This is a genomic window from Nitrosomonas sp. ANs5 (assembly GCF_050584665.1).
GTDB lineage: Bacteria > Pseudomonadota > Gammaproteobacteria > Burkholderiales > Nitrosomonadaceae > Nitrosomonas.
This window is the reverse complement of record NZ_JBEUDO010000048.1, coordinates 1-22,824: the sequence shown is the minus strand read 5'-3', so window position 1 is coordinate 22,824 and position 22,824 is coordinate 1. Positions and strand designations below refer to the sequence as shown.

Annotated in this window: 17 protein-coding genes and 1 tRNA gene; 2 read left to right on the top strand and 16 right to left on the bottom strand. The window is 50.7% G+C overall.

The features are described from left to right. The 15 genes from ABTW62_RS11050 to groES form a co-directional block, all read right to left on the bottom strand. A partial coding sequence (locus ABTW62_RS11050; RefSeq protein ID WP_430904638.1) for a hypothetical protein occupies positions 1-212 on the bottom strand: 212 nt, incomplete at its 3' end. 343 nt (positions 213-555) lie between these two features. Further along, positions 556-927, bottom strand: a complete 372-nt coding sequence (locus tag ABTW62_RS11045) for a helix-turn-helix domain-containing protein (RefSeq protein WP_430904637.1) — start codon at positions 925-927, stop codon at positions 556-558. Between the two features lie 12 nt (positions 928-939). Next, the gene (locus tag ABTW62_RS11040) at positions 940-1,242 is read right to left on the bottom strand and encodes a type II toxin-antitoxin system HigB family toxin (RefSeq protein ID WP_430904636.1); all 303 of its coding nucleotides are present in this window, start codon (positions 1,240-1,242) and stop codon (positions 940-942) included. Between the two features lie 630 nt (positions 1,243-1,872). Next, positions 1,873-4,326 carry a Lon protease family protein gene (locus ABTW62_RS11035; RefSeq protein WP_430904635.1) on the bottom strand — a complete coding sequence of 818 codons (2,454 nt, stop codon included), beginning with the start codon at positions 4,324-4,326 and terminating at the stop codon, positions 1,873-1,875. Between the two features lie 270 nt (positions 4,327-4,596). Continuing rightward, positions 4,597-6,516 carry a polysaccharide biosynthesis protein gene (locus ABTW62_RS11030; protein ID WP_430904634.1) on the bottom strand — a complete coding sequence of 640 codons (1,920 nt, stop codon included), beginning with the start codon at positions 6,514-6,516 and terminating at the stop codon, positions 4,597-4,599. After that, a complete protein-coding gene (locus ABTW62_RS11025; RefSeq protein ID WP_430904633.1) occupies positions 6,494-7,492 on the bottom strand; it encodes an MraY family glycosyltransferase in 999 nt (332 codons plus the stop codon). The genes ABTW62_RS11030 and ABTW62_RS11025 overlap by 23 nt, the downstream gene beginning before the upstream one ends. An 866-nt stretch (positions 7,493-8,358) precedes the next feature. Continuing rightward, positions 8,359-9,576: a pyridoxal-phosphate-dependent aminotransferase family protein gene (locus ABTW62_RS11020; RefSeq protein ID WP_430904632.1), complete on the bottom strand. Its 1,218-nt coding sequence runs from the start codon at positions 9,574-9,576 to the stop codon at positions 8,359-8,361. 384 nt (positions 9,577-9,960) lie between these two features. Then, positions 9,961-12,381, bottom strand: a complete 2,421-nt coding sequence (lon, locus tag ABTW62_RS11015; protein ID WP_430904631.1) for an endopeptidase La — start codon at positions 12,379-12,381, stop codon at positions 9,961-9,963. 101 nt (positions 12,382-12,482) lie between these two features. Then, entirely contained in the window at positions 12,483-13,769 is a 1,287-nt protein-coding gene (clpX, locus tag ABTW62_RS11010) for an ATP-dependent Clp protease ATP-binding subunit ClpX (protein ID WP_430904630.1), read from the bottom strand. Positions 13,770-13,834: 65 nt separating this feature from the next. Next, the gene (gene clpP, locus ABTW62_RS11005; protein WP_430904629.1) at positions 13,835-14,479 is read right to left on the bottom strand and encodes an ATP-dependent Clp endopeptidase proteolytic subunit ClpP; all 645 of its coding nucleotides are present in this window, start codon (positions 14,477-14,479) and stop codon (positions 13,835-13,837) included. After that, positions 14,463-15,782: a trigger factor gene (gene tig, locus ABTW62_RS11000; RefSeq protein WP_430904628.1), complete on the bottom strand. Its 1,320-nt coding sequence runs from the start codon at positions 15,780-15,782 to the stop codon at positions 14,463-14,465. The genes clpP and tig overlap by 17 nt, the downstream gene beginning before the upstream one ends. 76 nt (positions 15,783-15,858) lie before the next feature. Beyond that, positions 15,859-15,944, bottom strand: a tRNA-Leu gene (locus tag ABTW62_RS10995). Between the two features lie 170 nt (positions 15,945-16,114). Continuing rightward, complete coding sequence (locus ABTW62_RS10990; protein WP_430904627.1) at positions 16,115-16,867, bottom strand: SDR family NAD(P)-dependent oxidoreductase; 753 nt, start codon at positions 16,865-16,867, stop codon at positions 16,115-16,117. A gap of 101 nt (positions 16,868-16,968) precedes the next feature. Continuing rightward, positions 16,969-18,618, bottom strand: a complete 1,650-nt coding sequence (gene groL / locus ABTW62_RS10985; RefSeq protein WP_430904626.1) for a chaperonin GroEL — start codon at positions 18,616-18,618, stop codon at positions 16,969-16,971. A 54-nt stretch (positions 18,619-18,672) separates the two neighbouring features. After that, positions 18,673-18,963, bottom strand: coding sequence for a co-chaperone GroES (gene groES, locus ABTW62_RS10980; RefSeq protein WP_430904625.1), 291 nt, complete (start codon positions 18,961-18,963; stop codon positions 18,673-18,675). 162 nt (positions 18,964-19,125) lie between these two features. On the opposite strand from groES, the gene bioA reads away from it, so the two are divergent. After that, positions 19,126-20,436 carry an adenosylmethionine--8-amino-7-oxononanoate transaminase gene (gene bioA, locus ABTW62_RS10975; protein WP_430904624.1) on the top strand — a complete coding sequence of 437 codons (1,311 nt, stop codon included), beginning with the start codon at positions 19,126-19,128 and terminating at the stop codon, positions 20,434-20,436. Positions 20,437-20,445: 9 nt separating this feature from the next. Beyond that, on the top strand, positions 20,446-21,849 hold the full coding sequence (locus tag ABTW62_RS10970; RefSeq protein WP_430904623.1) for an MBL fold metallo-hydrolase RNA specificity domain-containing protein: 1,404 nt from the start codon (positions 20,446-20,448) through the stop codon (positions 21,847-21,849). 173 nt (positions 21,850-22,022) lie between these two features. Here the strand turns inward: ABTW62_RS10970 and ABTW62_RS10965 are convergent, their stop codons facing one another. Beyond that, a complete protein-coding gene (locus tag ABTW62_RS10965; RefSeq protein ID WP_430904622.1) occupies positions 22,023-22,328 on the bottom strand; it encodes a c-type cytochrome in 306 nt (101 codons plus the stop codon). Positions 22,329-22,824 lie beyond the last annotated feature (496 nt).

The window sequence follows — 22,824 nt, the reverse complement described above, 5'->3', positions numbered from 1 at the left end:
AGTATTTGTGTGAGTTCTTCCTTGCTTTGCCCGGAAGAATGCTGCCCCATTGGCACTTTATTGGAAGGATCGGGTGGATCAATCAAACCGGTGGAAGATTTGAAAGTAATAAAATAGCGATTTGCGATAAGCTCGTCGACTGATCCGTTATCCTGGGAAAATCCAAACGCGGGAAGCAGCATCAGCGCCAAGGCTGCAATCAATAATCTCATTTTTGACTCCTAAAATAACAACAAAAATATTCTTTACCACTGCTGCCAAATAAAACGTGATGTAGCTCCTGACAGCGAGGAACCATCTGCACACATAGGGGTCAGGTCGTGAATCAAGAAAAACAAGGCTTAGGGTTATGAGTTCTTATTCTTGTGTGGAATAGTCCCGATCGTCGCTCTTATTTTTCTTGTTTCGCGACCTGAACATCCCGCTGCATAGCGGGTCCGCTGGCTTTCGTCCTGTTTTCGTTTACTATTTTCACTGCTTTCTTGCAAAGATGTATGAATCCGTTTATAGGGTAAAAAATCAATTTTATCTGACCCCTTCGATTTATTCTCTTTATTAAGCTAGTGGCCTAGAAGGCTGTTTTATCAAAGATTCAGCGGGAATACCCAGTTCCTGGTGCAGCTTCTGGATCATTTTGAGCGTCAGGGAGCGTTTGCGGTTTAGAACTTCGTATACGCGGTTGCTTTTTCCAATCATAGGTTCCAGGTCTTTGACTGTTAAGCCTTTCTGTTCCATTTCAAATTTAATGGCTTCAACGGGGTCCGGTAGATCGAGCGGGAAGTATTCCCGTTCGTAAGCTTCGATCAGTGTTACCAGAATATCCAGTTTGTCACCTTCTAGCGTATTGGGTTCTGCGGCCATCAGCGTGTCAATTTCTTTTAGTGCTGCACGGTAGTCAGCATCTGTTCTGATTGGTTTTATATCCATGGTCTTTTTGAACTAGATAATTTGAGCATCGATCCGGTCATATTGGGCATGGGTGCCTATGAAGCGGATATAAACAATTTTGTAAGCATAGTTAATCCATACCACCAACCGATATTTATTTCCGGCAATGTTGAATACTACTCTGCCATCTTTGAGGATACTGGCGTTCTTGAAGTTTGCCTTGACTTCTGAAGGAGATGACCAGCCGGCCTTCAGTGTATGTCTGTACCATGCAAGAGTTGGCTGAATTGCATCAGCATAAGATGAATCATTTTCCCAGAACGCCTTCAAGGTTGACAGAGCAATTACTCTCATGAGTGGATGTTAGTCCCATTACGGGACTTTGACAATCAGTTTGATGAAGGGATCCACCGTCCATAGATTTTTCTAATCTGCTCCCAATCTTTGTTACCCAATTTTTGGACAACACAGAGATGGTTTTTGCCTCTTGAAAGGAGAATATAATGGGGGTCAGGTCGCGAAACACGAATAACAATCGGATACTGCAAACCGGGATCTGCCTCAGAATCAAACATCCTTGCTGTTTCGAACAATAACCCCTATCGTCTTTGGGTGCAATTCATAAGGGCCGGACTTGGTTGATTCTTTTTCGGTGACCAATTTTCACAACCGTCTCGACAAGCTGCTCATCGCCGGTTCAGAAACCCGCTCATCGAACGGTGCGTATGGGTGGCCTCCAGCCGAAGCGCAGCATGCAATTGAGGGTCGGAATAAACCGTAGAACGTTTGGATATCTCGCTCATAGCATTCTCCAAATATCGTATATGCTGCACGTTATAACGTCATAGCATCAATCATGGACCAGTAATCGCTATTCTCATGACACTGATTGCCATACAATAATCAAAACTGCACGGCTTCCAGACCGTCCGGCAAATCCGGATGCAAGTAAAAATAGACGGCACCCCAAGTAGCCAAAACATCTCATTTCTCCGCACGCGCCACGGCTCGCTTGTGTCCAGGCTTTGGCTGCTGCGGCAGCTGCTGACAGGCCGCACGGTAAGCGCGCAAAGTCCGTTGTGCACGGCCCAGAACAGTATCTGGAGGATAATTGACCATGTCGTTCAATTCGGAATCTGCTGAGATCCCGCAAGGAAAATCAGACAGCAATTCAATGCCGTCGCACATATGCTCGGCAGTGTAAATATGGAATTCTCCTCTGGCCACTGCTTCGATCACCGCGCTATCCAGCATGAGATGGCGGCGGTTTCGACCAGGAATCAGCACGCCCTGGGTCCCATCCAGTCCTGCTGTTCTGCAAACCTTGAAAAATCCCTCAATTTTTTCATTAATGCCCCCTACCGGCAAAATTTCTCCATACTGGTTGATGGCGCCAGTGACCGCGATACCTTGCTTGAGCGGCAATCCGGCCAAGGCCGAGAGCAGCACGTATAGCTCGGCACAAGAAGCGGAGTCTCCCTCAATGCCATAGTATTCCTGTTCAAAAACGATAGAAGCATTGAGAGCCAGCGGCGCATTGTGCGAAAACAAGGCAGGCAACAAATGCTGCAGAATGAAAACGCCCTTATCGTGAATGGGGCCGGATAGCCCGACTTCGCGCTCGATATTCAGCAGACCATCCTCGCCGGCGAAGGTATGGGCTGTCACGCGCACCGGCATCCCGAAGCTTTGGTCGCCCATATCGATCAAACTCAAGCCATTGATTTGGCCGGTTCTTTGCCCGTGCACGGCAATCACCACATCACCGTCGGCAATGGCCTCCTGCGCGCATTGATCCGGATAGTTATGCCGCAAAATGCTGGCTTGCTGGGCTGAAATGACATCCTCCGCTTCAACTATCTGCCCATTTCGGGCTTTGCACTGCATGGCACTTTCCACGACCAGTGTCTCGGTATGGCTAAAATTTGCACTCAGACGTGTTTGATCCTCCGCCACTCTATGGCAAGCCCCCAGCACCGCAGCGACTGCCCCCTTGGAAAAATGCGGCAAACAGGCCTGCTGGCAAACATGCGCAATAAAAATCGAGAGTGCATGATAGGCTTGCGTGCTGGCCAGAAAGGAAGCGGCAAAATCGACTTTTACCCGGAAACGGCGCGCCAGTTCAGGATTGCTCTCCTGGATCGCATAATATTGCTCACGTGAACCGATCAGCACGATCTTCACCTGCAACGCGACAGCCTCCGGCTCGATTGAGACAACCGGCGTAGCTGCCGAGGCCGCCCACGGTTCTTCGATCTGCAACATATGACTGCGTAGCAGGCGACATATCTTTTCCCAGACCAGCCCGTCGGCCAGCAAATCATCCAAATGCAGCATCAGGAATCCACCATGTGCCCGCAGCAGGCCACCGGCGCGAATGCGGGTGTAATCAGTCATCAGCGCGCCTTCGACTGACTGATACTCGATGCTGCCTATCAATGATTTGAATGAGGGGTTATCCTCCACGACGACAGGCGCTCCAGACAACTCCCGATTATCCACCACCAGGTTGATCTGGTAACGTCCCAGCAAGCTGTTCATTCGTGTCTGGTATTTGTCCTCATCCACCCCCGATACCCAGAAAACATCCAGATTTTCTAGCACATCCTGCTGGATCTGGTCCAAATAGTGCCCAAGCTTGTCACGATCGGCAAAAGGCTGCGTCAGCCCATCAAGAATGGCATTCAGGACTCGTGCCAGCAAAGGCTGAATCCACTCCCGGTGCAAAGCTGACAGCGCTTCATCCCGCTGACGTTCCAGTGGGCGAATTTTCTCGAGATAACTGGTGATTGCGCTGCGCAAGGTCTGCTCAGCCTGGTCGATTGCCGCCCGGCGCGCCTTTGGCAAGGCTAAAACTTCATTTTCCGTCAATACATTACCGCTCTCGTCCAGAAGTGTAAAAATAAGGCGTCCCGCCTCGCGCTGAATAGCGAAATGCAGCGTCTCGGCAAGCGCATTGAGTTCGGCGTATGCCCTGGTTTCTTCCACTCTGAAACGCTTTTCGATGCGTTCGACCTCCGCCTTGAAATCCTCTTCATTCAAGCGTTTGGGTACTTCCTGTTGTAAGTTTTTTGCAAACAGCGCTAACTGCTGCCGTAACCAACTACCCTGTCCCGCCGGCAAACGCAGCGCCAATGGCCGCTCCGGCAGATCGAAGTTATGCACATAACACATATCGGGCGGTACCGGCCTGCTTGCTGCAACATGGGCCATCGCCTGACGCAACAAGGAAGACCTGCCACTACCGGTCTCGCCCAGTACAAACAGGTTATAGTCTGGCTGTCTCATTTCGAGTCCAAAAAAGGCAGCCTGCTGAGCGCGTTCCTGTCCGATCCAGGAAAGCGATTGATCCGTTAAAGCAGCAGTGTCCTGAAAATCCAGCGCATCGGGTTCGATGGCCAGACTCAGCGCACAAGGTTCCAATCTGGTTATTGGCATTTTTAAATTATCAAGATTGAGAAAAGTTCCGGTTAAACCCCGGAATCTCGGTTGGATAGGCTGAAATGCGCAGTGTTCAAGTCACATGGGGGCGCTATGGCCTCCTGGAATGGCATCAGCCACGCGGCTGCGCGACTCCCACAAAACCGCAAGCACAGCCATCCTGGCCAACCGAGGAATAAGAAAGAGAACAAGTGCTACGTATATAAAGCAGAACCAACTGGCTTGCAGCGACCCCATGGCCATCATGTGCGCAGGGCAGAGTCAATTTTAGCCAGTATCTTTTTCCACCACCGGTTGATGGTGCGATGGTTGAGCAAGGTATTCCGGCACCCAAGTGGTCAAAGTCATTTTAACAGCATCGTCACTTAACGCCTGCTGGACAGAGAACCACTCCAGCAGGCTGCACATCCACTGTCCGTCTGGCGGGCAAGAATGCGTAATGCGCAGTTTCTCATGCGGCGTCGGCAATGTACTTTCATTATCACCTGCCAGTTCTTCATGTAATTTCTCTCCCGGACGCAGGCCGGTAAAAATGATTTCAATATCGCTCTCGTTCAAACCGGACAGCCGAATCATATCTTTTGCCAGATCAACAATTTTGACCGGGTCGCCCATATCCATGATGAAAATCTCTCCACCAGTTGTCGTGCGATGCATGGCACCTGCCTGCAGAACCAATTGTGCAGCTTCCTGGAGTGACATAAAGTAACGACTGATAGCCGGATGGGTAACGGTAATGGGCCCTCCGCGCGCGATTTGCTCTCTGAATTTGGGAATGACGCTACCGGTACTTCCCAGGACATTCCCAAAACGTACGATGACAAAATCGGTACGAGGCGTAGCAGCCACCTGTTGACAGTCATTTTCAACCGACTGCTGGAACGCTTGGCATACCATTTCAGCCAGCCGTTTGCTCGCCCCCATGATATTGGTAGGATTCACCGCCTTGTCAGTGGAAATCAACACAAACTTCTCGATGCCATATTTGATGGCAGTCTGCGCCAGATAATAGGTACCCAGAACATTGTTTTTCAGCGCCTGCCAGCTATTGGCATGCTCCATCAATGGCACATGCTTGTAGGCTGCAGCATGAAAAACGGCAACAGGCCGATATTGATCGAATATTTGATCCAGTCTGGCGCTGTCCTTGACGTCACCGATCAGAAATGCCGCGGGAATCTCAGGGAAGCTGGCGTGACACTCTTCTGCAATGGTATACAGCGCATATTCGTTCAGTTCCAGCATTACCAGCAGTTTGGGATTAAACGACAAGATTTGCCGGCACAACTCCGAGCCAATCGATCCACCCGCACCGGTAACCAAAATGACTTTTCCGCTCAATAATTCATGCAGGCCTTCCATATCCAGCACAACCGGGGCACGGCCCAGCAAATCATCCAGTTCAACGTTGCGTATTTGCGATACAGTCATCCTGCCGCTCACCAAATCAACATAAGAAGGTACAGTCATGGGCTTGATCCCGATTCGGGCACAGATCTCCAGCGCATGGCGACGTAAAGCCTGAGGCGCTGAAGGCATGGCGATGATGACATGACCGACACTCAATTTCTCGACCCATTCGACCAGATCGTCAATCATTCCCAGCACTCTTACACCATGCAGATGCGTTCCCAATTTATTGGGATTGTCGGTCAGCAAGCCGGCCACATGCCAATCGCGGCTGCGTTCCAGTTCCTTGACAAGACTGACCGCAGTGCTGCCCGAGCCCAATACAATCACCGGCTGGCGTTTTGCATCGTCCAGGCTGTACAAACGCTGCTCTTTCCAAGATCGATAGACAATGCGGCTCCCCCCCATAATCAACATCAATAGCAGGGGCGCAAGAAACAGCGCCGCGCGCGGAACCAGTACAGGCAATTGCAGCATGTACAAGACAAACGGCACGGTAATCGCACCCAGTGCCACTGTCAGGAAAATCTGCTTCAAATCGGGCAAGCTGGCGTAACGCCATAATCCACGATAAAGACCGAACGAATAAAATATGCCGGCTTGCAAAGGCACGACCCACAAGAGAATATGCTTGAATGATTGCTGATACTCGCCGGGAATCTCAAAATTGAAACGAAACAGGTAGGCCAGCCACCAGGCAATGACCACCGCCAGAAAATCATGCGCGAATGCAATGAATGAGCGAACGCGGGGTTTAATTGCAATTATTCTGCTCATTACCGGAACGATTGCGTTGAAAATAGTCAAAAATCACCATCGTAATGAAATAAATACCTATCCATATACCCACCAACCATAGTTGGGTTGCCGCATCTTGCCGGATTGACCATACAGCACTCCCACTTGCAATCAGCATCACTGCATAACCAAGCAAGGCTGTTTTGCGATGTCCGAAACCGCTTTGCACCAAACGTTGATAGTAATGTGCACGATGCGCCTGCCAGATCCGTTCACCCCGCCATGCTCGTTTGGCCAGGGTCACTGTGGCATCGGCAATAAATGGTGAAAACACCAATAATGGAAACCACAGGGTCCATACTGCCTGCATCCAGCCCCAGATGCCCAGCACGGCGGCCAGAAACCCCAGCGGGATCGATCCCACATCGCCCATAAAAATTCGGGCCGGATAAAAATTGAACAATAAAAAAGCAGCGGCAGCTGCCATAACACAAAAATTTATCGCGGCCAATAGATCATTGCCCATTAACCAGGCACTCAAACCATAACAGCCAAAGCCGATCAATGCCATGCCGCCGGCAAGTCCATCTGATCCATCCATGAAATTATACAGATTGGTCACCCAAAGTATGACCAATCCCACGACGAATGTCAGCGCCCCGCCATAAGAGGGATAAATCTGCCATATGGCAAATGCCATGGCAACCGATGCATGCACCAGTAAACGCTGTAAAACGGGCAGTGTTTTCACATCATCGATGAAAGAAATGATTGCCAGCAGGCCAATGCTCGCCCATAACGCCAATGGAATGGCTGTTGCCAGCGATAACCACGCTGCCAGTATGCCGACGATGATGCCCACCCCTCCGGTGCGGGGAATGGGCGTACTATGCAATGAGCGCGGATTGGGATAATCGAGCACTTTCGGAGCCGTGGGGCTATTGACCTGCCACAGGATCAGAAAATATGCAACGATGAAGGCGAGAAACGGCGCTAGGATCAGTTGGACAGACATGGCGTACAAAAATGATGGATCGATTTTAACCCGGATTCCTTGATTGGACAGGCTGTTGTGTACGCTCTCCAAAGCGCCTCATAAAACACAGCCTTACCGCATGATAATGTCATTGCAAGGCATTGCCATCCCGTTCAGCACTTTTAAAAATGCCCGCAATTCACACCCTCGCATTGTCACCAATTGGGCGGGCAGCACAATAGGTCGGCGATAAAGCATAGCAGCCAATAGAGGAACCCATGTCTAACAGCGTGTTGAATGGCCATCATGGCAGCCCTATATCGGCGATACAAGGACCCCATTGCTGCATTCTATGCGATAAGTGCCCACGCTCTACCATCAAATAATCAGCTCCTGTAGAAAAACCACATTCAACCAACCATTCACGACGAGGGCAGAAAAGGAAAACAAATGACAGGATAGATCAGGGACGCTGCATATTGAAGCGACCAGGGCGAGTAATGGTTTTTTCACAGGGCCGGAACACTTGCAAAAATTCCCCGCGTCTGGTTTAGGGGATGGTTACCGGAATCAGCCAGCTAGGAGGCTGTCCGAGAATAGACTGGTCTACTGCGGACGAGCCTGATTGGCCGGATTTTCCGATCCTTTTCGTTGAATAGAACGACTATTCGCCTCAAATGATCGAAAAATCCCGCTCAACCAGCCTCGCCTTCGCTACGATCGCTATTCTCGGACAGCCTCCTAGCAGATGCTGATATCCATCCGGTGCAAGCACGTGTCAGCAGAAAAGCTGTTTTTCAATGGACAAATGACGATCCTAAAGCGCGTTAAAGGAATTTTCCCACCCTGGCAGGGTGGGAAAATTCCTGAGCTTCAGTCAAATTCCGCGCTGATTAGCGGAGGGTTTATGCCGACATGGGATTTGCCGCGTAATACTGATGAGCAGCTGTTGCAGCGGCTCCCCGTTCTACTTTCATACCCAAGTCTGCCAATACATGTTCCAGTGCATCCAGGCAGAAAATCACTTTCTCTATCCTGCTTGAATTACCCATTAAACCAAAGCGCCAGATCTTGCCTGCAAAATCTCCCAGTCCGGCACCAATCTCAAGATCGTAATCTGCCAACAACCGACGGCGCACTTCTTTCTCATCGATACCAGCAGGGACATGGACCGAATTCAATTGCGGTAAACGGTAGGGTTCGGCCACGACATACTCAATGCCCAACGTTTTTAAACCGGCCTTCAATGCTTCGTGGTTACGGCGGTGCCTCGCCCAGGAATGCTCAAGTCCTTCCTCATACAGCATGACCAGCGATTCATGCAGGCCATATAAAGAATTGGTCGGTGCCGTATGATGATAGGTGCGGGAAGACCCCCAATAGCCGAGTAACAGATTGATGTCCATAAACCAGCTGTGCACTTTCTCGGTACGGCCTTTGACCAGATTGGCCACACGCTCGGAAAAACTGACCGGTGATAATCCCGGCGGGCAAGACAGACATTTCTGGCTGCCGGAATAAATAGCATCAACGCCCCACGCATCCATATAGATCGGCGTGCCGCCCAGAGAAGTCACGGTATCCATAATCGTCAGACAACCATACTTTTTTGCAATCTCGCACAGCGTTTTTGCATCCGACTGCACGCCGGTAGATGTTTCAGCATGCACAAATGCCACGATCTTCGTGTCCGGATTGCTTTTCAAAGCATCTTCCAGCTTCTGCGGGTCAACCGGTTCGCCCCATTTGTCTTCCACTACCACAGGAGTACCGCCACAGCGCTCGACATTTTCTATCATGCGTCCGCCAAATACACCATTTCTGCATACAATGACTTTGTCTCCCGGCACGATCATATTGACAAAGCACATTTCCATACCGACAGAACCCGGGCCGGAAACGGGGAAAGTCAATACATTGGACGTCTGAAACGCATATCTGAGCAATCCTTTCAATTCTTCCATCATATCCGTGAACACCGGATCAAGATGACCCAGCGTAGGACGAGCCAGAGCAGCTAGCACACGAGGATGTGTATCCGATGGTCCTGGACCCATCAGAACACGTTGTGGCGGATAGAATGTGGTTATTTTTTTTTCTGGACGAAAATCATCGGTGGTCATTGATATTCCTAAGGAGTGTATAGACGAAATTATTTTCTGAGGCTTCTCTAGGCATTCAATTTTCTTTGCTTGACTGCACTGTTCCCAGCGCCTGGAAACTTGCGCCAGAGATCCCCTTTAGTAACTGAAGCGGGGATTTTATCAAGTGATAAGAAAATTTACTATCCGGTTCAACCGGAAATTATCCTGCAAATCTCCCGCGCAGCCTCTCGTCAATGAGTCTGGGCAAGCACAGAATTTCAATGAACCAGAAACAGGGGATGGGGCACAGCATAGATCACGCATAATTCAACCAGTGATCACTTGGCATCATTCTACGCGCGAAGGATTGCATGGTCGCTTTACCGGGTCTGATTTCAGACCCGGTAAAGCTTGTATCGGTTTTCAGTGTTTGATTGCAGTAGAGCCGGCCGAGCCCTTTTCGGACACCGATGTAATCGGTTGGCTGGAAAGCGTCGATGGCAGCATTTCTGGCTTATACTCAAGCGCAACTTCCAGAACCTGATCGATCCACTTTACTGGCTGGATATTCAGCCTGCTTTTTATATTAGCCGGAATCTCGCTCAAATCCTTAACATTTTCCTCCGGAATGAGCACGGTGGTAATCCCGCCACGATGCGCGGCAAGCAGTTTCTCCTTGAGCCCGCCGATAGGCAATACCTCGCCTCTCAGGGTGATTTCGCCGGTCATGGCAACTGCAGCCCGAACCGGAATTCCCGTCAATGCAGACACCATGGATACGCAGATACCAATGCCTGCACTGGGCCCATCCTTGGGTGTAGCACCCTCAGGCAAATGAATATGAATGTCGTTTTTCAGGTAAAAATCGTCGTGAATCCCCAAAATTGCGGAACGGCTGCGTACAACAGATAGTGCAGCCTGGATCGACTCTTGCATGACTTCGCCCAATTTCCCGGTGGTAATGGTCTTTCCCTTGCCAGGCAAGACCACTGCTTCGATTCTCAGTAACTCGCCACCGACTTCTGTCCAGGCAAGCCCAGTTACCTGCCCGACCTGATTCTTCTCCTCGGCCATTCCATAGACATAGCGCCGCACACCGAGATATTTGTCGAGATTGCGGGAATTGGCCGTGATCTTGCCCTTATTACCCTTGAGCAATAACGCTTTGACCACTTTGCGGCAGATCCTGGAGACTTCCCTTTCCATCGATCGTACTCCAGCTTCCCGGGTGTAGTAACGGACAATATCACGCAAAGCCGATTCAGAAACAGCCAACTCATCGTCCTTCAGGCCATGATTCTTCATTTGCTTGGGAAGCAAATAACGTTTCGCGATATTCAGTTTTTCATCTTCGGTATACCCTGACAGGCGGATGACTTCCATCCGATCCAGCAAGGCTGGGGGAATATTCAGGGTATTTGCTGTCGCCACGAACATGACGTCAGACAAATCGTATTCGACCTCGATATAGTGATCAACGAAGGTGCTATTCTGCTCTGGATCAAGCACTTCCAGCAGCGCCGATGAGGGGTCGCCACGAAAATCCATGCCCATTTTGTCCACTTCATCGAGCAAGAACAACGGATTCTTGACACCCACTTTGGTCATGCTTTGCAGGATCTTTCCGGGCATAGAACCAATATAAGTACGGCGATGGCCGCGGATCTCGGCTTCATCCCGCACGCCCCCCAGCGACATACGGACAAATTTACGATTGGTCGCGCGCGCGATGGATCGTCCCAGTGAAGTTTTACCGACGCCGGGCGGGCCAACCAGGCAAAGTATCGGTGCCTTGGATTTAGCCACTCGCTGCTGTACAGCCAGATACTCAACGATTCGTTCTTTGACCTTCTCCAATCCATAATGGTCTTCGTCCAGAGTGGTCTCGGCTGTTTCCAGTTCTTTAAAAATTTTGGTCTTTTGCTTCCACGGTAACCCCACCAAGGTATCGATATAATTCCTGACGACTGTCGCTTCTGCCGACATGGGAGACATGAGACGCAGTTTCTTGAGTTCGGATTCAGCTTTGGCAAGCGCCTCTTTCGGCAGAGAAGCTGCTCTGATTTTGCGTTCGATTTCCTCGAGATCCGCGCCCTCTTCGCCTTCACCCAATTCTTTCTGAATCGCCTTGACCTGCTCGTTCAGATAATAATCCCGCTGGCTTTTCTCCATCTGGCGCTTGACTCTGCCACGGATGCGTTTTTCCACCTGCAGAATGTCTAGCTCGGCTTCGAGCAGACCAAGCAGTCGCTCCAGGCGTTGCTGAACATCGAAGATTTCCAGAATTTCCTGTTTCTGTTCCAAGCGCAAAGGTAGATAGGCGGCAATGGTATCCGCCAGGCGGCCTGCCTCATCGATGCCGCTTAAAGATGCAAGAATTTCAGACGGAATTTTTTTGTTCAATTTGACATACTGATCAAACTGAGAAAGCAGGGCACGTCGCAATGCCTCTATTTCAGGCGTATTGACTTCATCAATCAAAATACGAGCGGCCTTGCCCGAAAATGCATTTTCGGAATCGTCGAGCGCCTCGATTTTTGCCCGATAATTCCCTTCCACTAGAACTTTTACCGTACCATCCGGTAATTTCAGCATCTGCAGTATGCTTGAAACACAGCATACTTTATATAAGTCCTGGGGGAGTGGATCATCTTTGGCGGCTGATTTCTGGGCGACCAGCAAGATATTCTTGCCAGCTTCAGTCGCAATTTCCAACGCCTTGATGGATTTGGGCCGCCCGACGAACAGCGGGATCACCATATGTGGAAAAACCACTACGTCGCGTAACGGCAACAAAGGCAAATCCAGTTCACTGGATTCAATGTCGATGGTGTCTGATGTCATGTTTTACCCCTTGAGGGAATGCAGATAAATCAAGTTATGGTGCTGCTTTGATAAAAAACAAGCTTCCTAAGGGTTATTTCGAGTATGGCAGGTCAGACTCTTTATGCCTGTTTCGAATTCCTCGCCAACTTGGGTTTTTCTGCATAAATTAAAATCGGTTGAATATCCTCGTTATTGGGACCCGCTTCAATTACAACCTTAGATACATTATCGACCGACGGCAGGTCATACATAATATCCAGCAACGTCTCTTCCAAAATGGAACGCAGTCCACGCGCACCGGTTTTGCGCGCCAACGCTTTCCTGGCGATGGCCGTGAGTGCCTGTTCCCGGAATTCCAATTCAACGCCACCTTCCATGTTGAATAATTTGCAGTACTGCTTGACCAGCGCATTCTTGGGCTCGACCAGAATCTGGATCAATGCCGCCTCGTTCAGCTCGCTCAAGGTTGCGACCACCGGCAAACGGCCGACAAATTCAGGGATCAGGCCATATCTGATCAGATCTTCCGGCTCAATCTCTTTAAGAATTGCGTTCAGTGCCTTGTGGTCATCCCGGTTCACGACTCTCGCACCAAAACCTATGCCGCCTTTTTCAGAGCGGGTCCGGATAATCCGGTCTATACCATCAAACGCACCGCCGCAAATAAACAAAATATTGGTGGTATCGATCTGGATAAATTCCTGATTGGGATGCTTGCGGCCACCTTGCGGCGGAACCAGGGCGGTCGTCCCTTCGATCAATTTAAGCAGCGCCTGCTGCACCCCTTCCCCGGATACATCCCGAGTAATGGACGGGTTGTCCGATTTACGGGAAATTTTATCGATTTCATCAATATAGACGATACCCCGCTGCGCCTTTTCGACATCATGGTTGCATTTCTGCAGCAGCTTCTGAATGATGTTTTCGACGTCCTCACCCACATAACCCGCCTCGGTCAGGGTGGTCGCATCAGCGATCACGAACGGCACATCGAGCAATCTTGCCAACGTTTGCGCCAGCAAGGTCTTGCCGGAACCCGTCGGCCCGATCAGCAGGATATTGCTTTTGGCAAGTTCAACTTCATCCTTATCATTGGTTTTGGACAGACTTCTCAGGCGTTTGTAATGGTTATAGACAGCGACAGAAAGCGTTTTCTTCGCCGATTCCTGTCCGATGACATACTGATCCAAGGTCTGGCATATTTCACGTGGGGTCGGCAGACTCGATTTGGACAGCTTGGCTGTTTCACTCACCTGCATTTCCTCGCGAATGATGTCATTGCAAAGGTCGATGCATTCATCGCATATGAATACGGAGGGCCCTGCGATCAGCTTCCTGACCTCTCGCTGACTCTTTCCGCAAAAAGAACAATACAATAGTTTTTCGTCGTTTGTTTTTTCGGACATCACTCTACCCCGCAATCATCGCACGAACATGAATCGTTTAAAATTCCAGCCAGGGCGATCCAATATTATTTTTTCTTTTCATCCCTGCTGGTTAGCACTGTATCCACCAAACCGTATTTTACTGCTGCCTCGGCACTGAGGAAGTTATCACGATCGGTATCTTTTTCTATCGTTTTCATGGTTTGACCAGTATGGTGCGCCATGATTTCATTCAATCTGTGCTTAAGATACAAAATTTCCTTGGCGTGTATCTCGATATCCGATGCCTGCCCTTGGAATCCGCCCATCGGCTGATGAATCATAACGCGCGAATTGGGCAGGCAAAAGCGTTTATCCTTGGCCCCTGCGGTCAACAACAATGCCCCCATGCTCGCTGCCTGGCCCACACAGAGCGTGCTCACATCCGGTTTGATAAACTGCATTGTGTCATAAACAGCCAAACCGGCTGTAACCAGTCCCCCGGGAGAATTAATGTAAAGATAGATATCCTTGTCTGAATTCTCGGATTCCAGGAATAGAAGCTGGGCGATAATCAAATTGGCGGACGCCTCCGTAACAGGGCCTACCAAAAAAATGATCCGCTCTCTGAGCAGCCGTGAATAAATATCGTAGGCGCGCTCGCCTCTCCCGCTGGTTTCGATCACCATCGGAATCAAACCCAACCCTGTCGGATTCAATGCACTATCCTTCTGTTCAAACATTGGCTGCATAGGGATGCCCCATCAATTCTTCAAAAGTAATACTCTGATCAACAATACTGGCTCTCTCTAGTATCCATGATACGACATTATCCTCCAGCACAATGGGCTCGATATCCCGGAGTCGATCGGGAGAGGCGTAATGCCATTTAACGACTTCCTGCGGATTTTCATAACTCTGCGCATATTCTTCGACAAAGCGCCTGACTTGCTCCGGTTTGGCGCTCAACCCATGTGTTCTAATCAGCTTGCCCAGGATCAGGCCAAGCTTGACGCGCCGTTCTGCTTTTTCCTGGAAGGCATCTCGCGGAATATCCAGTTCTTTGTTGCGCAGGCCCCGCGCTGCCTGAGCGTCGCGCATTTCTTCTATCAACCGGTCAATTTCCTGTTGAATCAGTGCCTGTGGCACCTGAATCGAAATCATATCCAGCAAGGCCTGCATGATCTGCTCTTTGATTTTGGCATGGACGCGCTGCCCCGCTTCTCGCTGCAAATTAGCCCTGATTTCTTCTTGCATTTTAGTGACGTCCCCATCCGGGACACCAAGCAATTTGGCGAATTCGCTATCAACATCGGGCAATTTAGGCGCATCGGCCCGGTTAAGCTTGACCGTGAAAGACACGGTCTTGCCAGCCACTTCCTTGCCGGGATAATCCGCGGGAAACGTCATATCAAATGTTTTTTCTTGCCCCGTACTCATACCCACGACAGCTGTCTCAAAATCCTGCAGGAGATTTCCTTCACCGAGCACCACACTATAGTCATCGGCCTGACCACCGGTAAAATCCTGGCCATCCAGCTGGCCACGATAGTCGATATTGACACGATCGCCCAGCTGCGCGGGACGATCCACTGTTTCAAAGCGCGCCCGTTGCTTGCGCAAAAGATCTACCGTTTTTTGCACTTCTGCCTCACCAACCTGCAGTACAGGCTTATTGACCGTAATCGCGCTGAAGTCGCCTAATTCAAAATCGGGATAAATTTCAAAGTTCACGCTGAATTCATAATCAGCGCCATTTTCTGCAAAATTCTTAGCTTCGAAATTTGGGGTACCAGCAACCTGGAAACCTTCTTTTTTGACAGCTTCATTGAACGCCTTTTGCAGCATTTCTCCCAGGACTTCCTGGTGAATTTGCAGGCCATGCTGTTGTGCGACAATCTTCAACGGAACCTTTCCGGGGCGAAAGCCCTGAACTCTGACCTTGGGCGCAAGACGCTTCAGACGATCATCCACTTCAGCCTGAACTTTATCTCGGGCAATCGAGAACTCAAGGCTGCGTTCCAGTGGATTGGAGGTTTCCACTTGTGTTTGCATCGAATCTTCCTAAACTGATATGTGATGAAAAGATAAGCAGCGTGATGACTGCAAGACTATTTTTTCAGGATTTTTCTGGTGCGAAAGGGGGGACTCGAACCCCCACACCTCATCGGCGCCAGAACCTAAATCTGGTGCGTCTACCAATTCCGCCACTTTCGCGTGTATCCTCTGAAAGGCATAGGACTTAAAACCTTAAGCTGCTGCCATCCATCTGTGAAAACAATCCACAGAATTTTGGCCGACAGCCTATCATATTCCTTCCTAACCTATGTTATTGATTATACCTTCTTCTTCTGGAGGCCGCAGCTTTCCTGCTCACCATGCATGGTTTATGCTTGACAAAGCAAGGTTTTGCCACTCAAGCCACGACTGTCAGGCCCTATCAAATAGAGATAAGTCCGCATTAAATCTTCTGGCTGGCAGAGTGCGCGATTATTGCTGCCTGGGTGCGTTTTGGTGCGCTGCGGCGTATTGACAGCACCCGGTATCAATGCATTGATCCGCAGATTCGGGAACATCTCCCATTCCTCGGACTGAATTCTGACCAGCACTTCTATGCCCGATTTGGCCACCGCAAAAGCACCCCAGTATGCAGCCGGTGCCTGGCCATGCGTATCGCCTGTCATGATCACACTGGCGTCGGGAGAAGCCTTGAGCAGCGGCAGGCAGGCCTGGGTCAGCGCCGCAGGCACCATCAAATTGACCTGCATGATGGTTTGCCAATGCTCAAGCTTGTGATACGCCAACGGCATTGCGCCGTAAGTCCAGGCCGCGTTGTGCAAAATGCCGTCCAGCCGGCCCATCTGGGAAGCAATCGCTTCGGCCAGCGCGGCAATATCCGCATCGGCCGCTTTTTCAAAATCGAAAGGCAGAATGATTGCGGAAGCCTTGCCCAGCGCCTCGATTTCATCATAAACGCGCTCGAGCTTTTCGACCCTGCGGCCATGCAAAATGACTGTAGCGCCATGGTTGGCATAAGTGATCGCCGCGGTTCGCCCGATCCCTTGGCCAGCACCGGTAACCAGAATGACGCGGCCTTCAAGCAAATCCTGGCCAGCCTGATAAGTTTTTAGAATATCCAATTTTTTAGCCTAGTGCGGCAGATTAAATTAAAAAACCACAACCAACCAGCGAGAAAGGCCGGTTGGTTGTGGTTTTACTAATAGCCTGGGAGCGGGGCTGATTACATATCCATGCCGCCCATGCCGCCCATGCCGCCCATACCACCCATGCCAGCCGCACCGGCCGATTCCTCTTTCGGCAGTTCTGCAACCATTGCGTCGGTCGTCAGAATGAGCCCGGCAACCGATGCGGCATTTTGCAATGCTGAGCGAGTCACCTTGGTCGGATCCAGCACGCCCATCGCTACCAGATCACCATATTCACCGGTGGCTGCATTGTAACCAAAGTTACCTTCGCCATCCTTGACTTTGTTGACCACCACGGAAGCTTCGTCACCGCAATTGGTCACAATTTGGCGCAGCGGTTCTTCCATGGCACGCAGCACAATTTTGATGCCAGCATCCTGATCATGGTTATCGCCCTTGACACTGCTCACAGCCTTGGTTGTGCGCAACAATGCCACACCACCGCCCGGGATGATCCCTTCTTCCACTGCAGCACGGGTGGCATGCAACGCGTCTTCCACACGTGCTTTCTTCTCCTTCATTTCCACTTCGGTTGCAGCGCCAACTTTGATCAACGCAACCCCGCCAGCCAGTTTAGCAACACGCTCTTGCAATTTCTCACGATCATAATCGCTCGTGGCATCCTCGATCAGTGCGCGGATCTGAGCGACACGCCCCTCAATCGCTTGGGTATCACCTGCACCATCAATGATGGTCGTGTTCTCCTTGCCGACCTCGATACGTTTTGCTTGACCCAAATCGTCAAGTGTCGCTTTTTCCAGAGACAAGCCAACTTCTTCAGCAATCACTGTACCACCGGTCAAAATAGCGATGTCTTCCAGCATGGCTTTGCGGCGGTCACCAAAACCAGGTGCCTTGACTGCACAAGTTTTAAGTATGCCACGAATATTGTTCACCACCAATGTTGCCAGCGCTTCGCTATCCACATCTTCGGCAATGATCAGCAGGGGTTTGCCCGACTTGGCCACCTGTTCCAGAATCGGCAGCAGATCACGGATATTGGATATTTTCTTGTCATGCAACAGGATGTATGGGCTTTCAAGCGCAGCAATTTGCTTTTCCGCGCTGCTGACAAAATAGGGCGAGAGATAACCCCGGTCAAACTGCATGCCTTCCACCACATCCAGCTCATTTTGCAGGCCCGAGCCGTCTTCGACCGTGATCACACCTTCCTTGCCGACTTTATCCATGGCTTTGGCGATGATTTCACCGATCTCGGCATCTGAATTGGCAGAAATGCTGCCTACCTGAGCAATTTCCTTGCTGGTGGAACAAGGCTTGGAAAGTCTTCTCAGGTCTTCCACTGCTGCAATCACTGCTTTATCAATGCCGCGCTTCAGATCCATCGGATTCATGCCGGCCGCAACGTAACGCATCCCTTCTTTGACGATAGACTGTGCCAGAACGGTTGCGGTAGTGGTGCCATCACCAGCGGTATCAGAGGTTTTGCTGGCGACTTCCTTGACCATTTGCGCGCCCATGTTCTCGAACTTGTCCTTCAGCTCGACTTCCTTGGCAACTGACACACCATCCTTGGTAATTGTCGGTGCGCCATAGGCGCGTTCCAGCACCACGTTGCGCCCTTTAGGACCCAGCGTCACTTTCACTGCATCGGCCAGAACATTGACCCCATTGATCATGGCATGACGCGCCACATCACCAAATTTCACTTCTTTTGCTGCCATAATTTATTCTCCTAATTTCAGTTGGTTATTTGCAATATTCGACTAGCCTATTGATTAGCCTTCGATCACACCCATGATGTCTTCTTCGCGCATCACCAATAATTCTTCGCCCTTGATTTTCACGGCTTGACCGGCATATTTTCCGAACAAGACTTTGTCTCCAACCTTAACTTCCAATGCACGGACATTGCCATCATCACCCACTTTTCCCTTACCTACGGCAATGATTTCACCTTGATCAGGTTTCTCGGCAGCTGAATCGGGAATCACGATACCGGATGCAGTCTTGCGTTCCTCCTCTAACCGCTTGACAATTACACGGTCATGTAAGGGGCGAATATTCATAGTTCTTTCTCCTAAAATTGGTTAACAAGAATGATAAAAAATCCGATAGTTCGACTCGGCGAGTTATAGTGACTATCAGCGTTTATAATTTTCAAGCCATTTGCTAGCACTCAACGCCAACGAGTGCTAATAATAGTGGCTCGCATAAGGAATTTCAAGTCAATGAACAATAAAAATTTATCTGCACACAGCAATCAAGCGGTTTGGCACCCTTGCACCCAAATGAAACACCATGAAACATTCCCCCCGCTCTCCATCGCCAGAGGAACAGGGGTGTGGCTATACGACGAAAATGGCAAACGCTATCTTGATACGATCAGCTCGTGGTGGGTCAATCTATTCGGTCATTGCAATCCGCGCATCAATGCCGCGCTGATTGATCAGCTTGGAAAACTGGAGCACGTCCTGCTGGCAGGCGTCACCCATGAGCCCGTGCTTACGCTGTCCGAAAAATTATGTGAGATAGCGCCAGAGAATCTCGGCCACTGTTTCTACGCCTGCGATGGCGCCTCGGCCACCGAAATCGCCCTGAAAATGAGCTTCCACTATTGGCAGCAAAGTGGCTATCCCACCAAAACGGTTTTTATCCATCTCCAGAACGGCTATCACGGAGAAACACTCGGCGCGCTGTCGGTGACCGATGTCGCGCTTTTCAAACAAACCTACGCCCCGTTGTTGCGGCCTTCCCCTTCGATGCCTACCCCTGACTGGCGCTTTGCCCAGGACGGCGAATCCCCCGAAGCCTGCGCACTCAGAGCGGCAGCGGAATTGGAAAACTACCTTGCGCAACACCATACCAATACAGCTGCCCTGATTCTGGAACCACTCGTTCAGGGAGCAGCCGGCATGGGGATGTATCACCCCATCTATCTCAAACGTGCACGAGAAATTTGCGACACCTATCAAATTCATTTGATTGCGGATGAAATCGCGGTCGGTTTCGGCCGCACAGGCACGCTGTTCGCCTGCGAACAGGCGGAAATCTCCCCCGACTTCCTGTGCCTTTCAAAAGGCCTGAGCGGCGGTTACTTGCCGCTCTCGGTGGTCATGACCACCGATAACATCTATCAGGCATTTTATAGCGACCAGACCAGCCGGGCCTTTCTCCACTCGCACTCCCATTCCGGCAATGCGCTGGCTTGCCGGGCGGCACTCGCCACGCTCGAAATCCTGGAACAGGACAACGTCATCACCAGCAACCGTGACAAAGCGAGCTATCTCAATCAATGCCTGCAGCCAGTCCAAGCACACCCCAGAGTTGAAAATTTCCGCAATTGCGGCATGATCTGGGCATTCGAAGTCAGCGATCCGGCACCGGGCTTTACTCTGAAATTTGCGCACATGGGGCTGGATCAGCAACTGCTGATCCGCCCGCTCGGCAACACCGTCTACCTGATGCCACCCTATGTCATCAATGAGGAAGAAATGCATCTGATGGCACAGGGCGTACTCCATATTCTCAACCACATCTAACGACCAATCATGCGAATAACATTTCTAGGCGGTGCGGGTGAAGTGACCGGATCCTGCTATCTGATCGAAACCGGTCAGATACGTTTCCTGATCGATTGCGGGATGTTTCAGGGCGGACGCGGTGCCGACCATAAAAACCGGACGGCGATCAACTTCGATCCGGAATCCATCGATTTCGTATTGTTAACCCATGCCCATATCGATCATTCCGGCTTATTGCCGCGCCTGAGCGTGCTCGGCTTCAGGGGCCGGGTCTACACCACCAACGCGACCGCCGACCTGCTCAGCGTAATGCTGAAAGACAGCGCCTATATACAGGAAAAAGAAGCCGAGTGGCGCAACAAGGCCATGCTACGCAAGAAACACCAGCTCGATCATGACAACGCGCCACTTTACACAGTTGCCCAGGCCGAAGCGTTTCTCAAGCAAATACACCGTGTTGATTACGACGAAACCGTCACGCCACATGCCTCGCTCCGTTGCCGCTTCCAGGACGCCGGCCATATTCTCGGATCAGCCATCATCGAAGTTTGGATCAAGACAGACGGGCAGCAAAAGAAACTGGTCTTTACCGGCGATCTCGGCCAACCGGGCCATCCCATCGTGCGCGACCCTGCCCGCATAGAAGAAGCGGACTATCTGCTGCTCGAATCCACCTATGGCAACCGCCTCCACCGCAGCATACAAGACACCCGCGACGAACTGGTTACCGTCATTCAGGAAACGCTGTCACAAAAGCGTGGCAACATCATCGTGCCTGCCTTTACCGTCGGCCGGACCCAGGATTTACTGTTTCTGCTCGCCGATCTTCAGCGCGAGGGGAAGCTGGGCCCCATGGATATCTATGTGGATTCTCCCATGGCATTGGCCGCGACTGAAATCACCCTCAAGCACCACAACCTGCTCGACCAGGAAACCGTAGAAACCCTGAACTGGTTTAGCCATGACAACAAGAATGTGCGGGTACACTTCGCGCAAGAAATCGAGGACTCGATCAAACTGAACAATACTCGGCATGGCGCGATCATCATCTCTGCCAGCGGCATGTGCGATGCCGGGCGCATCAAATATCACCTCAAATATAATTTGCCCCGGCCGGAATGCAGCATCCTGATTACCGGCTTTCAGGCCGCTGGCACACTGGGGCGCAGGCTGGTCGACGGCACCAAAAAAGTTCGCATTTTTGGTGACGAAATTCCCGTGCGCGCCTCCATCCACACCATAGGCGGGCTTTCCGCCCATGCCGATCAACGGGATTTGCTCAATTGGCTAAAAGGCTTTAAACAACCACCCAGAAAAACTTTCATCATTCACGGCGAACCCAGCAACGCCGAAGCGCTCGCCGAAGTCATTCAGAAAAAAATGCACTGGAAAACGAGCATCCCGCAACGCATGGAAAGCGAGCAACTGTAGCGTTCCCAGCCAGCCCGACCACCCGGGCATGCAGAATTGCAAAGGGTCATTGCCGCGAAGCGCAGCATGGTAGATGGCATACACCCTGCACACACTCGGTGGCGCCAGCCACCCTGTGCATGTGCAGGGTGTAAGAAATTCAGGTTATTGCCCAGGGAACCGGGTCACGTCCCTTATTTGGTTTGGCTGTTGGCCAACACGAAATCGGCCAGGCGATCCGCTGCTTCACCCTGAATATTCGGGAAAGCCGTCATGCGCAGACTGCCATTCTGCACCTTGGCAATGACCGCTTCCTTGTTGGCCACGCTGGCACTCAATACCATGACACCACCGGCCTCGGGCTTGTGGCACTTGGTGCAGTTGGCATAGAAAATATCTTCCCCGCTGGCGCTTGCCGGAGGCGTATAAGTATCGGTCTTGGAACAGCCGACCAAACCTGTCAATGCCGAAACCGCTAATAATAAAACCATTTTTCTCATTGATATGCTCCGATAATAGATATAAAAATTGCACAGCACTGGCAGCCCGGCATTCATCGTTGAAAAAACCGCATGCGCAGTTTTCAAACCACCCCAGAAATCAGTTGAACCGGACTGCCGCGTGCAACACATTCAGTTCACAGGATAAAGCATAGCGTTTTGCTAACAGAAGCTTGGCCACACCAAATAGACTCAACCGGGAATTCCAGGCCTCAACAACGAAGGGAGAACATTATAACGCTGCTGGCGGCATCCTCCGGCAGAAGATGTTTGCCGCTGGATCACATGTTGCAGCGGGCCGGGAATCACAAAACGGGGGTAGGCGCGTGATTGATTGGTTGATTTGGCGTCTATCTATCCAAAGAGATCACAGTCTCTCTTGGCAATTTTAAAAAACCAATTTAGTCCGACCCTATTGATTAGTCTGGCCCTATTCTATTGATTCCTAACAAATAAGGTTAGATTATGGCTCGCTTCGCTCTCATAATCTAACCTT